At 59.3% G+C, this 13,096-nt stretch carries 14 protein-coding genes; 5 read left to right on the forward strand and 9 right to left on the reverse strand.

Annotation, left to right across the window (positions count from 1 at the left end; all coding sequences use genetic code 11):
* Positions 1 to 166 precede the first annotated feature (166 nt).
* Positions 167 to 1,339, forward strand: a complete 1,173-nt coding sequence (gene ampC / locus ENGE1_RS22660; protein ID WP_048252323.1) for a class C beta-lactamase — start codon at positions 167 to 169, stop codon at positions 1,337 to 1,339.
* 8 nt (positions 1,340 to 1,347) lie between these two features.
* Here ampC and ENGE1_RS22665 read toward each other — a convergent pair whose 3' ends face one another.
* Complete coding sequence (locus ENGE1_RS22665; protein ID WP_064360766.1) at positions 1,348 to 1,578, reverse strand: DUF2554 family protein; 231 nt, start codon at positions 1,576 to 1,578, stop codon at positions 1,348 to 1,350.
* Positions 1,579 to 1,729: 151 nt separating this feature from the next.
* On the opposite strand from ENGE1_RS22665, the gene ENGE1_RS22670 reads away from it, so the two are divergent.
* Entirely contained in the window at positions 1,730 to 2,854 is a 1,125-nt protein-coding gene (locus ENGE1_RS22670) for a PQQ-dependent sugar dehydrogenase (RefSeq protein ID WP_048252324.1), read from the forward strand.
* On the opposite strand, the gene ENGE1_RS22675 is transcribed toward ENGE1_RS22670, so the two are convergent.
* Positions 2,847 to 3,473 (reverse strand): glutathione S-transferase family protein, encoded by a 627-nt coding sequence (locus ENGE1_RS22675; protein ID WP_048252325.1) that lies wholly within the window; start codon positions 3,471 to 3,473, stop codon positions 2,847 to 2,849. The genes ENGE1_RS22670 and ENGE1_RS22675 overlap by 8 nt on opposite strands.
* A 250-nt stretch (positions 3,474 to 3,723) precedes the next feature.
* Between ENGE1_RS22675 and dacC the strand changes: the two genes are divergently transcribed.
* On the forward strand, positions 3,724 to 4,932 hold the full coding sequence (dacC, locus tag ENGE1_RS22680; protein ID WP_043084911.1) for a serine-type D-Ala-D-Ala carboxypeptidase: 1,209 nt from the start codon (positions 3,724 to 3,726) through the stop codon (positions 4,930 to 4,932).
* Here dacC and deoR read toward each other — a convergent pair whose 3' ends face one another.
* The gene (gene deoR / locus ENGE1_RS22685) at positions 4,933 to 5,694 is read right to left on the reverse strand and encodes a DNA-binding transcriptional repressor DeoR (protein WP_043084910.1); all 762 of its coding nucleotides are present in this window, start codon (positions 5,692 to 5,694) and stop codon (positions 4,933 to 4,935) included. It lies immediately after the preceding gene.
* A gap of 72 nt (positions 5,695 to 5,766) precedes the next feature.
* Positions 5,767 to 6,375 carry an undecaprenyl-diphosphate phosphatase gene (gene ybjG, locus ENGE1_RS22690; RefSeq protein WP_043084909.1) on the reverse strand — a complete coding sequence of 203 codons (609 nt, stop codon included), beginning with the start codon at positions 6,373 to 6,375 and terminating at the stop codon, positions 5,767 to 5,769.
* Between the two features lie 277 nt (positions 6,376 to 6,652).
* Here ybjG and ENGE1_RS22695 point away from each other — a divergent pair, with 277 nt between their 5' ends.
* Positions 6,653 to 7,882, forward strand: a complete 1,230-nt coding sequence (locus ENGE1_RS22695; RefSeq protein ID WP_048252326.1) for an MFS transporter — start codon at positions 6,653 to 6,655, stop codon at positions 7,880 to 7,882.
* Between the two features lie 14 nt (positions 7,883 to 7,896).
* Here ENGE1_RS22695 and ENGE1_RS22700 read toward each other — a convergent pair whose 3' ends face one another.
* From ENGE1_RS22700 to uxuA, 3 genes are all read right to left on the reverse strand, one after another.
* Positions 7,897 to 8,709 (reverse strand): Cof-type HAD-IIB family hydrolase, encoded by an 813-nt coding sequence (locus ENGE1_RS22700; protein WP_048252327.1) that lies wholly within the window; start codon positions 8,707 to 8,709, stop codon positions 7,897 to 7,899.
* The gene (locus ENGE1_RS22705; protein ID WP_048252328.1) at positions 8,706 to 9,911 is read right to left on the reverse strand and encodes an MFS transporter; all 1,206 of its coding nucleotides are present in this window, start codon (positions 9,909 to 9,911) and stop codon (positions 8,706 to 8,708) included. The genes ENGE1_RS22700 and ENGE1_RS22705 overlap by 4 nt, the downstream gene beginning before the upstream one ends.
* Before the next feature lie 117 nt (positions 9,912 to 10,028).
* Positions 10,029 to 11,099, reverse strand: a complete 1,071-nt coding sequence (gene uxuA / locus ENGE1_RS22710) for a mannonate dehydratase (RefSeq protein ID WP_048252330.1) — start codon at positions 11,097 to 11,099, stop codon at positions 10,029 to 10,031.
* Positions 11,100 to 11,413: 314 nt separating this feature from the next.
* On the opposite strand from uxuA, the gene ENGE1_RS22715 reads away from it, so the two are divergent.
* Positions 11,414 to 11,845 carry a hypothetical protein gene (locus tag ENGE1_RS22715; protein ID WP_048252331.1) on the forward strand — a complete coding sequence of 144 codons (432 nt, stop codon included), beginning with the start codon at positions 11,414 to 11,416 and terminating at the stop codon, positions 11,843 to 11,845.
* Between the two features lie 210 nt (positions 11,846 to 12,055).
* Here ENGE1_RS22715 and ENGE1_RS22720 read toward each other — a convergent pair whose 3' ends face one another.
* Together ENGE1_RS22720 and ENGE1_RS22725 are read right to left on the reverse strand one after the other, a co-directional pair.
* Positions 12,056 to 12,769, reverse strand: a complete 714-nt coding sequence (locus tag ENGE1_RS22720; RefSeq protein WP_146144439.1) for a hypothetical protein — start codon at positions 12,767 to 12,769, stop codon at positions 12,056 to 12,058.
* Between the two features lie 47 nt (positions 12,770 to 12,816).
* Positions 12,817 to 13,096: tyrosine-type recombinase/integrase (locus ENGE1_RS22725; protein WP_155731567.1), on the reverse strand; the 280-nt coding region annotated here is incomplete at its 5' end.

Below are 13,096 nucleotides of genomic sequence, written 5' to 3' on the forward strand. Positions count from 1 at the left end.
TTCGCTTCTTCATTGTCCCTCGGGACGGCATGTGTATCGTAATTTAAATGTTATAACATAACAATAATAACCATTCCGTTTTAACCGTTAGCGATTATTTCCGCCGGCCGCCTGGCAGCGCGCCGCCGCAGGACGTACACTCGGCGGCAAAATGAAGGAGAACATAATGAATAATCGACTGCGGCTCCGGCCGCGCTGGCGGCGGCTGGCCGCCGCCGTCCTGTGCGCGCTGCCGGCGTCGGCGATGGCGGCTGCCCCCGCGCAGCTGCAGGCGCTGGTCAGCGAAACCATCCTCCCGCTGATGCAGCAGCAGCAGATCCCCGGCATGGCGGTGGCGGTAATTTATCAGGGCAAACCCTGGTTCTTCACCTACGGCCAGGCCGACGTTGCGCGGCAGCGGCCGGTGACCCGCGATACGCTGTTCGAACTGGGCTCGGTGAGCAAAACCTTTACCGGTACGGCGGGAGGCTATGCCGCCGCCAGCGGCCTGGTGAATCTTAACGATCCGGCCGCCGGATACGGGCCGGAACTCATGGGCGCCCAGTGGCGGCAGATAACCCTGCTGCAGCTGGCGACCTACACGGCGGGCGGACTGCCGCTGCAGCTGCCCGACGCGGTAACAGATGAGAAGCAGCTGTGGGACTACTACCGGGGCTGGCAGCCGCAGTGGCCGCCGGGAACGATGCGCCGCTACTCAAATGCCAGCATCGGTCTGTTCGGGGCGCTGGCGGTGAAAAAGAGCGGCCTCGGCTTTGAGCAGTATCTGCAGCAGCACGTGCTGACGCCGCTTAAGCTTGAGCACACCTTCTTCCGGGTGCCCGACGCAGAGGCCAGCAATTACGCCTGGGGCTACGGCCGCGACGGTAAACCGCTGCGCGTCACGCCCGGTATGCTGGACGCGGAGGCCTACGGCATCAAGACCACGGTGGCGGATATGGCGACCTTTATGCAGGCCAATATCGACGGTCCGCGGTTGAAAAACCGCGATCCGCTGCTGGCAAAGGCCATCGGCGCGGCGCAGAGCGGCTACTACCGGGCGGGCGAGATGTACCAGGGGCTGGGCTGGGAGAGCTGGCCGCTGCCGGTGAACCCTGAGCGGCTGATTGCCGCCAGCGCCAACGATATCGCGCTGAAGCCCGCGTCAGTCGAGCCGCTGCGGCCGGCGCGCGAGCCGCTGCCCGCCAGCTGGCTGCATAAAACCGGCAGCACCAACGGCTTCGGCGCCTACATCGCCTTGATTCCCGAACGGCGGGTCGGCATCGTGATGCTGGCGAATAAAAACTATCCCAACCCGCAGCGGGTCACGGCGGCGTGGCATATCCTGAGCCAGCTGCAGTAGCCGGGGACTCAGCGCAGGGGTTGCGGCGGCCTGCGCGATTTGAGCTGATGATGGTCTTCACTCAGCTCATCCGCCGCGTCCCGCGCGCGGCCGCGGATCTCATCGCTGTCCGCCTCGTGGCGCAGCTGGTGGTCGGGATTCTGCACGGAATAGAAGGCGTGGCCGTTGCTGCTTGCCAGCAGCTGGCCGGAAAAGAGCGCGCAGATCAGCAATACTATCGATAATCCTCTGTGGAGCATGTTTTCACCGTTAGATCCTGCCATTACCGCGCTCAATTCTGCCCGCCGCTTCGTACAGATAATGCACCGGCAGTTAAGTTTTCGTAAAAGTCCCGCCGGGCGCGGGCCCGCCTGTCTACCCTTAACGCATTCGCTCAACAAGGAGTCAGCTATGCGCTATGCAACGGGTGCTTTACTTCTGGGAACGCTGTTTACCGCCGCCGCCCAGGCCGGGGAGCAACAGGTGGATGTTGAGGTGGTGCAGGACAAGCTTGACCACCCGTGGTCGCTGGCCTTTCTGCCGGACGGGCAGGGGGCGCTGATTACCCTGCGCGGCGGCGAGCTGCTGCACTGGGTAGAGAACAAGGGCGTGTCGGCGCCGATTGCCGGCGTGCCGAAGGTGTGGGCCCGGGGGCAGGGCGGGCTGCTGGACGTGGCGCTGGCGCCGGACTTTTCCAGGTCGCGGCGGGTCTGGCTGAGCTACGCCGAGGCCGGCCCCGACGGCAAAGCGGGCACGGCGGTAGGCTACGGGCGCCTCAGCGACGATATGCGGACATTAGCGGACTTTAAGGTCGTCTTCCGCCAGATGCCGAAGCTCTCCACCGGCAACCACTTCGGCGGCAGGCTGGCGTTCGACGGTAAAGGCTATCTGTTTATCGCCCTCGGCGAGAATAATCAGCGCATTACCGCCCAGGCGCTGGACAAACTGCAGGGCAAGGTGGTGCGTCTGACCGACCGGGGGGAGGTGCCGCCGGATAATCCTTTCGTCGGCAAGGCCGGCGCCCGGCCCGAAATCTGGGCCTACGGCATCCGCAATCCGCAGGGTCTGGCGATGAATCCCTGGAGCCAAGCCCTGTGGCTCACCGAACACGGCCCGCGCGGCGGCGATGAGATTAATATTCCGGAGAAAGGCAGGAATTACGGCTGGCCGCTGGCCACCCACGGCGTGAACTACAGCGGCCTGGCGATCCCCGAAGCGAAGGGCGAAACGCTGGCGGGCGCCGAGCAGCCAGCGTTTGTCTGGAAAGTCTCCCCGGCGGTGAGCGGCATGGCGTTTTACAACGCCAGGACCTTCCCGGCCTGGCAGCACAAGCTGTTCATCGGCGCGCTGAAGGACAATACGGCGATCGTGATGAACGTTGACGGCAGCCGGATCACCGAAGAGGCGCGCATTCTCGGCGACCGCAGGCAGCGCATCCGCGACGTGCGGGTCGGCCCCGACGGCTACCTGTACGTGCTAACCGACGAGTCCGACGGCGAACTGCTGAAGGTCAGTCCGCGGCCCGGCTTCAGGTAACCGGGATCATCACCACGTTCTGGTAGGCCGGGCGGCGCGACAGCTGCTGCGACCAGCGCTGCAGGTTGGGGTGCGGCTGCCAGCGGTCGACCGCGCCCATCATGTTCCAGATAAAGGGCGCGACGGCGATATCGCCAACCCCGAACTCTGCGCCCGACAGCCATTCGCTCTCGCCCAGCGCGGCGTCAAGAATAGCCAGTAGCGCTTCCGCTTCCGCAATGGCGGCCTCAATGGCCGCCGCGTCGCGCTGCGCCGGCGGCGTTCTCACCAGCCCGGTCAGGATTATCCTGTGCACCGGGGAGAGCGTGCCGTTGGCCCAGTCCATCCACTTTTCCGCCTGCGCCCGCTGCGCCGGGGCGTCAATCCACAGGCGGTTGATGCCGTACTGCGCCGCCAGGTAGCGCACGATGCTGTTCGACTCCCACAGCGTGGTCTGGGTTTCATCATCAATCAGCAGCGGCACCAGGCCGTTGGGATTTTTTGCCAGATACTCCGCCTCGTGGTTCAGCCCGAACTCCAGTCCGGCGAGGATCTGGTTGTAGGGCAGGTCCAGCTCCTCCAGAGTCCAGCGCACTTTCTTGACGTTTGTTGAGTTGTTGCGGCCCCATAGCGTGATCATAAGCACTCCCGGTTGCAAAAAGGTTAACGGCGTAAAATGCTGCTGCTATGGTGAGGGAAATTAAAGATTCAGGCAACGGCGATCAAAAAAATTGTCCTGTTTTTAGCGCAAGCTGCCGTTCTTGCGTAAACTTTAAAAACTTTACCAACGCATTGTTTCTTTAAGGTCATTTCTGCGTTATTACTCACCGCCGGTGGTTATTCGATGCCGGCGGCGTCGTGTTTTTGAAATGGATACTTGGGTGGCTCTCATGACGCGTTCTGTTATCTCCTCCCGCGGCTTCGCCGCAGGCTCACTGTTACTGTTTTTGGTTTCCCCTCTCGCGCAGGCGGCCGATCAGGCTGCGATGCCCGCGGCGCCCGCCGTCGATGCCAAAGCCTGGATCCTGATGGACTACGCCAGCGGCAAGGTGCTCAGCGAGGGCAATGCGGACGAAAAGCTCGATCCCGCCAGCCTGACGAAAATCATGACCAGCTATGTGGTCGGCCAGGCGCTGAAGGCCAATAAAATTAAGCTCACCGACATGGTGACCATCGGCAAAGACGCCTGGGCGACCGGTAATCCGGCCCTGCGCGGCTCGTCGGTGATGTTCCTCAAGCCCGGCATGCAGGTTTCCGTTGAAGATCTGAATAAGGGCGTCATTATCCAGTCCGGCAACGATGCCTGCATCGCGCTTGCCGACTACGTGGCCGGCAGCCAGGACTCGTTCATCAACCTGATGAACGGCTATGCGCAGAAAATGGGGCTGACCAACACGACCTTTAAAACCGTCCACGGCCTCGACGCGCCGGGGCAGTTCAGCACCGCCCGCGATATGGCCCTGCTGACCAAGGCCAGCATTCGCGACGTGCCCGACGAATATGCGGTCAATAAAGAGAAAGAGTTTACCTTCAATAAAATCCGCCAGCAGAACCGCAACCGCCTGCTGTGGAACGCCAGCCTCAACGCCGACGGCGTTAAAACCGGCACCACGGCGGGAGCGGGCTATAACCTGGTCTCCTCCGCCACCCAGGGCGACATGCGCCTGATCGCGGTGGTGCTGGGCACCAAAACCGACCGCATCCGCTTTAGCGAATCGGAAAAACTGCTGACCTGGGGCTTCCGCTTCTTCGAAACCGTGACGCCGATTAAGCCGGATGCCACCTTCGTTGAACAGCGGGTCTGGTACGGCGACAGCAGCGAGGCGAAGCTGGGCGCCGGAGATGCCGGGTCGATAACCCTGCCGAAGGGGCAGCTTAAAAACCTCAAGGCCAGCTACACCCTCAGCGAGCCGCAGCTCACCGCGCCGCTGAAAAAGGGCCAGGTGGTCGGCACTATCGACTTTAAGCTGAATGATAAAACCATCGAGCAGCGCCCGCTGGTGGTGATGGAGGCCGTGAACGAGGGCGGCGTCTTTAGCCGGATGATGGACTTCGTGCTGATGAAGTTCCACCAGTGGTTCGGCGGCTGGTTTTCCTGATTAATCCGCCAGCAGCGCGATGCCGTGCTGCTTCGCCTGCGCCGCCAGCCTGCACTCCGGGCGGCGGTCGCAGGCAATTGCGTTAAACTGCTCCAGCCCGCCCATCTTTGCCGGTCTGACTTTGCCAAACTTGCTGTGATCGACCACCAGCACGTGAAACTGCGCCTGCGCCATCGCCCACAGCTTTACCGGCAGCTCATCGAGATTAAAACAGGTCACGCCCTGCTGGGCGTGGACGCCCGCGGCCGAATAGAAGGCGATATCCGGGCAGAGGTGGCTCAGGGTGTCCTGCGGGCTGAGCGGTTTGAAGATGGCGTTGCTGGCGTGAAATTCGCCGCCGCAGAGGATAGGGCGGCACAGCGGCTTCTCCTGCAGGGCGAGAAAGGTGTTGAGCGAGTAGCAGACGCCGGTAAAGGGCAGCTCGCTGTCGATAGCGTCAATAACCCACGGCGTGGTGGTGCCGCAGTCAAAGAAGGCCATCTGGTGGGGCTTGAGCAGGCCGGCGGCGCGGCGACCGGCGAGCCGCTTCTCGTCGACCAGCCGCGTTTTCTGATCGCTTAGCAGGTAGTGGCCGACGCTGCGCGCTTCAAGCACCACGTAGCCCCCCAGCAGCAGCACCGGGCCGGGGGCGCTGCTGAGATCGCGGCGAACGGTCATCTCTGAGACCCCGAGCAGGGCCGCGGCCTCTTTAAGATGCAGCCTGTCGCTGCGCTTAAGCGCCTGGACTAGCTGGCTGATTCGCTCATCGCGTCTGGTTTCCATGTTGCATCATCACCCCGTTGGCGCCTGCCTCATGCAGGCGGTCAGTGGGGAATGTTACCTGCGCCGCGCGCCTTAGTCACGCACCCAGCCCTTGCGGATGGGCAGGGCGAAGCAGACGCGGTAGAGTCGGCACAGGCGGCGGTACAGCGCCTCGCCGCAGAAGTTCCACGCCAGCTGGGCGCTGAGGCAGCCGCTGAGCCCGGCAAGAAAACCGCCCAGCATATCCAGCGGCCAGTGTACGCCGAGATAGACACGCGACCAGGCAATCATCCCGGCCACGACCAGCAGCAGCGCGCCTGACCAGCGGCGGTGCCAGAAGAAGAAGGCGAGGCCGAAGGTAAATGCCACCGTGCCGTGGTCGCTCGGGAAGGAGTCGTCCGCCGCGTGGTGCAGAAAGTTGTAGCCCGCGCCTATCGCAAAGGGCCTGGCGTGCGGAAACAGGTGTCCAATGCTCCAGGAGAGGACAAGGCTGAAGGCTATCGCCATCGCCATTTTCAGCACCAGGTGGCGCCGGGCGTTAACCTGTCGGCGGGGGCCCCACAGCCACATGGCGGCCGCCAGCGCGGGGACCAGTAAAATCATATCTTTCGCGATAAACGTGGCCAGGGCGATCGCCCACTGCGGCGAGGCGGGCGTCGCGTTGATCCAGTAAAACAGCGAATAATTCAAATTTTCCAGCATAGCGGACAGACTCTTACAAAATGATGATGTGGCAGCTTAAAAAGCATTAACCGGCAAGAAAAGGGAGTTTATCTTAATTGTCGGGAGGTTATGATTATAACGTTACGGCAGCGGGAATGAAGGGCGCCAGCGCCGCCTCATGGGGACAATATGCTGCACCCCGGCTGCTGAGGTAGCGAAAAAGTGCCTGCGGGCGGCGATTTGTGGAGATTTCGCTATCTCCGGCAGACATCCTTTATTACACTTCAGGCGTTTTATACTTTCACTCAGAGATTTCATGCAAAACCACGCTCTTTCCGGCAAGCGGCTCGGCCGCTCGGCCCTGCTGTTCCCGCTGTGCCTCGTCCTGTACGAGTTTTCAACCTATATCGGCAACGACATGATCCAGCCCGGCATGCTGGCGGTGGTGGCAGAGTTTCAGGCCAGCACCGAGTGGGTGCCGACCTCAATGACCGCCTACCTGGCGGGGGGCATGTTCCTGCAGTGGCTGCTGGGGCCGCTCTCGGACCGCGTCGGCCGCCGTCCGGTGATGCTGGCGGGCGTGGTGTGGTTCATCCTCACCTGCCTCGCTACCCTGCTGGTACAGAACATCGAACAGTTTACCCTGCTGCGCTTCCTGCAGGGGTGCGGACTGTGCTTTGTCGGCGCGGTGGGCTATGCGGCGATCCAGGAGTCCTATGAAGAGGCGGTGAGTATTAAAATCACCGCCCTGATGGCTAACGTGGCGCTGATTGCGCCGCTGCTCGGCCCGCTGGTGGGCGCCGCCTGGGTCCACGCGGCGTCGTGGGAGAGCATGTTTGTGCTGTTTGCCGCGCTGGCGGCGGTGGCCTTTGTCGGCCTGCAGCGGGCGATGCCGGAGACCGCAACCCGGCTTGGCGAAAGGCTGTCGCTCAAGGAGCTTGGCCACGACTATGGGCTGGTGCTGAAGAACCTGCGCTTCGTCGCGGGCGCGCTGGCGACCGGCTTTATCAGCCTGCCGCTGCTGGCGTGGATAGCCCAGTCGCCGGTGATTATCATCAGCGGCGAGCAGGCCAGCAGCTATGAGTACGGCATGCTGCAGGTGCCTATCTTTGGCGCGCTGATCGCCGGCAATCTGGTGCTGGCGAAACTTACGGCGCGTTGCAGCGTGCGCTGGCTGATTATCGCCGGCGGCTGGCCGGCGATGACCGGCCTGCTGGTGGCGGCGCTGGCAACGGTCGTTTCGTCTCACGCCTATCTGTGGATGACCGCCGGGCTGAGCATTTACGCCTTCGGCATTGGTATCTCCAATGCGGGCCTGGTGCGCCTGACGCTGTTTGCAAGCGAGATGAGTAAAGGTACGGTGTCGTCGGCGATGGGCGTTCTGCAGATGCTTATCTTTACCGTCGGCATTGAAATCAGCAAGCACGCCTATCAGCTGGGCGGCAGCGGTTTGTTCAGCCTGTTTAACCTGCTCAGCGGCGCGCTGTGGCTGGGACTGATTATTTATTTCCTTAAGGATAAGCGCGTCGGCAGCGGCAACCGTTAGCCGCTGTCGGGGACTCAGTCGAACGGCGGCTCGCAGTTGAGGATGCGGTCAATGACCTGCAGGACGCCCTGCTGGTTGTTGTCCGGCGCAAGGTAGCGGGCGGCCGCCTTCGCCTCGGCGCTGGCGTTTTCCATCGCAAATCCGAAGCGGGCCTGGCGCAGCATCTCCAGATCGTTGCCGCTGTCGCCGAAGGTGACTACCTCATCATCTTCAATCCCCCAGCGCGCCTGCAATAGCCGCAGGCCGTTGGCCTTGTGGATGCCGGGAATAATCAGATCGATGCTGCCGTGGCCGGTGGTCACCGCCGTCACCATGTCGCCCAGCCGCTCGCGCAGCATCTGCTGCATCTCCGGCACGCGGCTGTCCGGCAGGTTGAGGCCGAACTTGAGGAAGGTGTCGTCGAGATTGTCGAAGTTGTCCACCAGCTCAAGGCGGTGGTAATAGCACGCCGCGATCTCCTTCAGGGCGGCGCGATAGCCGCTGAGGGTGTAGGCGCTGCGCTTGCCGCAGGCGATAATTTCCACCTCCGGCAGGGTATGCAGAAAGGCCACCACGCGGGCGAAGTGCGCCCGCGACAGGTCGGCGTTAAAAACGTCTTCCCCCGCGTCCCGCACCCAGCCGCCGTTTTCCGCCACGAAGGCTATCTCGTGGGCAATCTCCGGAAAGAAGGAGATAAGCTGCCAGTACTGGTTGCCGCTGGCCACCGCGAAGCGGATGCCCCGCGCTTTCATCTGCCGGTACTGATTGAGGAAACGCTCGCGGTTGTAGCGCTTTTCATCGTTAAGAAAGGTGCCGTCCATGTCCACGGCGATCAGCTTGATGCTCATGATGCGCTCTCCATTGCCGGTGATGTTTCAGGTTTGGCCACCGCCCTGGCGACCAGCGCGGCGGTGAGTACCAGCGCCAGCACCACCAGCATGGCGCTGCGCAGGCCGTAGTGCTCGCCGAGGAAGCCGAGCAGCGGCGGCCCCACCAGGAACGCCAGGTAGCCGGTGGTCGCCACTACGCTGACGCGGGTCGGCGCGTCGGGGCCGGTATCGCTGGCGGCGGAGATGGTCAGCGGGAAGCCGAGCGAGGCGCCCATGCCCCAGAGGATCACCGACACCCCGGCAATCCAGTCCACGTCGACGAAGATAATCAGCGCGATGCCCAGCGCCCCCATCAGCGCGCTGGCGCGCACCACCACCACCCGGCTGTAGCGGTCGATGAACCAGCCGCCGCCGAAGCGGCCGACGGTCATGCCGAGCGTAAAGCCCGCGTAGATCAGGGAGCCGGAGGTAGGGCTGAAGCCGTGGCCGTCAACCATCAGCAGCGGCAGCCAGTCGCTGGCGGAGCCTTCGGCAAAGGCCATCGCCAGCACAATGACGCCAATCAGCATCAGCTGCCGGTCGCGGTAAAAGGGCCGCATCATTTCCGCGTGCTTATTGCCCTCCGCACTATTTTGGCCGGTGCCGTCGGGTATGGCGCGGATGGCGACGGCGATAGGGATGATGCACACCAGCGCCGCCAGCAGCGTATGCAGGGTCGCCGCCAGCCCGGCGGCGGTCAGCGCGATACCGATCCCGGCGCCGACCAGCGTGCCGAAGCTGTAGAAGCCGTGCATCATTGGCAGCACGGTTTTATTCATCTCCCGCTCCACCGCCGCGCCCTCGACGTTAATGGCCACCTCCGCCGATCCGAAGCTGGCGCCGAAGATCATCAGGCCAAAGGCGAACAGCGGGGCGGAGGCCAGGGACAGGGCGAGGCTCATCACCAGCATGCCCACCACCGCGCAGGACATGGTGGTGCGGATCACCCGGCGGGTGCCGAAGCGCCTGACCAGCCAGGCGGAGCAGAGGATGCCGCTCATCGAACCGATGGAGAGGCCGAACAGCACCACGCCCATGCCGGCGGTGCTGACCGACAGCGTATCGCGGATAGCCGGGGTTCGCGTCGCCCAGGAGGCCATCAGCAGGCCGGGCAGAAAGAAAAACATAAACAGCGCGCACATGCGCAGGCGCAGCGCCTTGCGGGAAGAGAGGGTCGTCATCCATTAACAGCCTTGCAGCAGAAGAAGCCCTAAGCGTAGCAAAATTGGGGCCTTAACCGAAGGCGTTCGTACCGCCGATGTGCCGCTACCGGGACCTGACGTCCCGGTAGTGCTGGCTTACTGCTTCGCTTTTTTCAGCGCCTCCCACAGCCCCAGCAGGTAGGTAACGCCGAGGGCGCGGTCGTACAGGCCGTAGCCCGGGCGGCCGGTTTCGCCCCAGATAAAGCGGCCGTGGTCCGGGCGGATATAGCCGTCAAAGCCGTTATCGTGCAGCGCTTTCATTACCCGGAACATATCCAGCGAGCCATACTGCGACGGATGCGCCGACTCATAGAAGTCTTTGTCTTTGATTATCTTGATATTGCGCACGTGGGCAAAGTGCAGGCGCCCGCGGCGGGTCAGGTCGGCGAGGATCTCGTAGACGTTGTTATCCGGATCTTCGGCGATCGAGCCGGTGCACAGGGTAATGCCGTTGGCCGGTGAGTTAACGGTATCGCAGATCAGCGTCAGATCGGCGTGATTCTTCACGATGCGCGGCAGGCCAAAAATGGAATAGGGCGGATCGTCCGGATGAATGGCCATCTTGACGCCGACCTCTTCGCAGACCGGGATCACCGCGCGCAGGAAGTAGAACAGGTTTTCGCGCAGTTTGTCGTCGTCAACGTCGGCGTAGCGGGCGAACAGCTCCTGCACCTTCGCCAGCCGCTCCGGCTCCCAGCCCGGCAGCGCAAAGCCGTTGGAATTGTCCAGCACCTCTTTGACCACCTCTTCCAGCGACTTATCGACGCCGTGTTTCTCAAACGCCATGGTCAGCGAACCGTCCGGCAGAACGTAGTTCATGTCGGTTTTCATCCAGTCAAAGACCGGCATGAAGTTATAGCAGATGACCTTAACGCCGTACTGCGCCAGGTTGCGGATGGTCTGCTTATAGTTGTCGATGTAGCGGTCGCGGCTCGGCGCGCCAATCTTAATATCGTCGTGGATGTTAACGCTCTCGATAACCTCCATCGTCAGGCCCGCGGCGCGGGCCTGACCGACCAGCGCCTCGATTTTATCCGTCGGCCAGACATCGCCGACCGGCACATCATAAAGTGCGCCCACGACGCCTTCTACGCCCGGGACCTGGCGAAAATGCTCCAGCGGGATTTTGTCTTCCTTGGGGCCAAACCAGCGCATTGTCATCTGCATAATCTGTTTACCTTACCTGTGGGTGTCATGGTGGGTGAAATCTACCATACTAGTATCTAATGAAGGGTATCATAGGCATCTCTTGATGATTAAGCAAGATGCTGAGCGCAATGTGCGGTGAGGCGATAAGTGTTGATATCTGGAAATGCGATAGGGTGCATAAATTCCGAAATCAGACTACAGCGAAGGCAGCAAGGAGGGTGTGATATTGTAGTTGTCAGCGCTGTCAGCAATTTTCGGTCCGGAAACGTGATCCTACCTAAGCACGATGGGACATTTTTGATACTGGGAGCCAGCAACGGCAGGATGGGATTATGAGGAAAACGACCGTTTGCTTGATAGGCGCACTTACCATTGCCGGCATTGCATTAGTCGTTGGTTGGCCATATTTGAGGATGGAATTTGCCAGCAGCGCATATTACAGCGAGCAAGATAAACGGGCATATGAGTACTACACGCCTGAATTACTAAAGAAAATACCAAGAATATCAGGTGATTATAAATTTGAGTTTGGAAGGATTACAGACTCGGAAGCGAATGTCTACACGGTGAAGTTTTATGGTGTTGTTGAAACGTCGCGTATCAGGAACTACCTGACATCAGCGGGCTATGAACCTCAGAAATCATGTGATGTTGAAGCCGAGTGTTGGGAAAGCCAGGCAACCCACGATGAGGTTACGGTCGGCAATCTCCATTCAACAAAAGGCGTTTTTGTGCAGATATACCGACGTTTGTATGAGGATTAATAAGGTAATTGCCTAAGTGCCCGATCTCCACGGTAAAGGGGAGTGCAAACATGGCAATATTCAGCCAACAAAAAAACATTTATGTAAATAGGTTATTGAAAACAATGACTTGTATGATAATCAATAAGTTAGTCTGGTGGTGAGAGGTGGCGATTACGGGGTACTGCCAACCGCTGCCGCCACTTTGTCGCCACTGACGCTTCCCAAGATCTACGAAGACTTTTGCTTTTCAGGATTTTTCGATGTGTTTAACTCAACGGAATCGGCTGAAACAATGCAAATGGAGTTATTGGTTTTGTTGTAAGCGAAAACCTTATCGCTGTAAGCAGCAATGAATGCAAGAGGAAGATTCTCACAATGTGAGTCTTTGGCAATGACCATCACATCGGGATCCTCTTTTATTATAGCTGATTGGGTAGTGCCATAGTGGAATGCAAAAAATGGGATTAGTAAACTTATTTTTATCGAGTGATTTTTTATGTTGCTCTGAATATTTATTAAGGATTCTAGGTCGCTGATATAATAGGATGCAGAGAATGTAATTAATAAAATAACAAAACTTGCCGCATTAGGAAAGTCTTTGGCGTACAGGTAGAGAATGCATATGCCAACTAATATTATCATTAAAGCAATACGATCCTTTAGCTTCGATTTATTTGCCCATGATTTTTTGTTATTTGACTCTCTCAGAGAGCCATTGTGTACTTTTATAAACTTTGGAATGTCAATGAATATAATTATTGATATGAGAGCTAATGGGTATAGGCTTGATTTTATAATGTCAGAGAAATTTATAAAGTTGAGTAGGGTACTCGTAGGAATCTCAAATCTAATCCATAATCCATAGATGTATATTATCCCGCTAAGCAAGGCTATTCCAGTGGCGAGAGTAGTTAATGGTATATTTATTTTCATTGTATTCAATTTAGTGTCCTTTGAATTTAACATATTAGCTAGGTAGGGACAAATTTTCAACTGTACATTTTGGCAAGAGGATTGACACGCAGAGTAGTTTCCAAGTGATCAGGAGCCAAATGAGCATAACGTATGGTCTTTTTTATGTCGTTGTGGCCCAAGATTTTCTGAAGGGCAAGGATGTTGCCATCTGACATTATAAATTGTGTTGCAAATGTATGGCGCAGGACGTGGGTTAGCTGCCCGCGCAGAGGCACTATAGAAGTTTTATCCATCACCGATAAAAACAGGAAGTAGTAGTCGGTGAAGAACCTGAATCCATCCAAGGCGATGATT

Origin of the sequence: Pluralibacter gergoviae ATCC 33028 = NBRC 105706 (assembly GCF_001598855.1) — a bacterium.
GTDB lineage: Bacteria > Pseudomonadota > Gammaproteobacteria > Enterobacterales > Enterobacteriaceae > Pluralibacter > Pluralibacter gergoviae.

What these genes read in the sequence shown, in the direction of transcription:
- ampC (WP_048252323.1), top strand. Translation starts at nt 167, where the DNA reads ATGAATAATCGACTGCGGCTCCGGCCGCGCTGGCGGCGGCTGGCCGCC.
- ENGE1_RS22665 (WP_064360766.1), bottom strand. Translation starts at nt 1,578, where the DNA reads ATGCTCCACAGAGGATTATCGATAGTATTGCTGATCTGCGCGCTCTTT.
- ENGE1_RS22670 (WP_048252324.1), top strand. Translation starts at nt 1,730, where the DNA reads ATGCGCTATGCAACGGGTGCTTTACTTCTGGGAACGCTGTTTACCGCC.
- ENGE1_RS22675 (WP_048252325.1), bottom strand. Translation starts at nt 3,473, where the DNA reads ATGATCACGCTATGGGGCCGCAACAACTCAACAAACGTCAAGAAAGTG.
- dacC (WP_043084911.1), top strand. Translation starts at nt 3,724, where the DNA reads ATGACGCGTTCTGTTATCTCCTCCCGCGGCTTCGCCGCAGGCTCACTG.
- deoR (WP_043084910.1), bottom strand. Translation starts at nt 5,694, where the DNA reads ATGGAAACCAGACGCGATGAGCGAATCAGCCAGCTAGTCCAGGCGCTT.
- ybjG (WP_043084909.1), bottom strand. Translation starts at nt 6,375, where the DNA reads ATGCTGGAAAATTTGAATTATTCGCTGTTTTACTGGATCAACGCGACG.
- ENGE1_RS22695 (WP_048252326.1), top strand. Translation starts at nt 6,653, where the DNA reads ATGCAAAACCACGCTCTTTCCGGCAAGCGGCTCGGCCGCTCGGCCCTG.
- ENGE1_RS22700 (WP_048252327.1), bottom strand. Translation starts at nt 8,709, where the DNA reads ATGAGCATCAAGCTGATCGCCGTGGACATGGACGGCACCTTTCTTAAC.
- ENGE1_RS22705 (WP_048252328.1), bottom strand. Translation starts at nt 9,911, where the DNA reads ATGACGACCCTCTCTTCCCGCAAGGCGCTGCGCCTGCGCATGTGCGCG.
- uxuA (WP_048252330.1), bottom strand. Translation starts at nt 11,099, where the DNA reads ATGCAGATGACAATGCGCTGGTTTGGCCCCAAGGAAGACAAAATCCCG.
- ENGE1_RS22715 (WP_048252331.1), top strand. Translation starts at nt 11,414, where the DNA reads ATGAGGAAAACGACCGTTTGCTTGATAGGCGCACTTACCATTGCCGGC.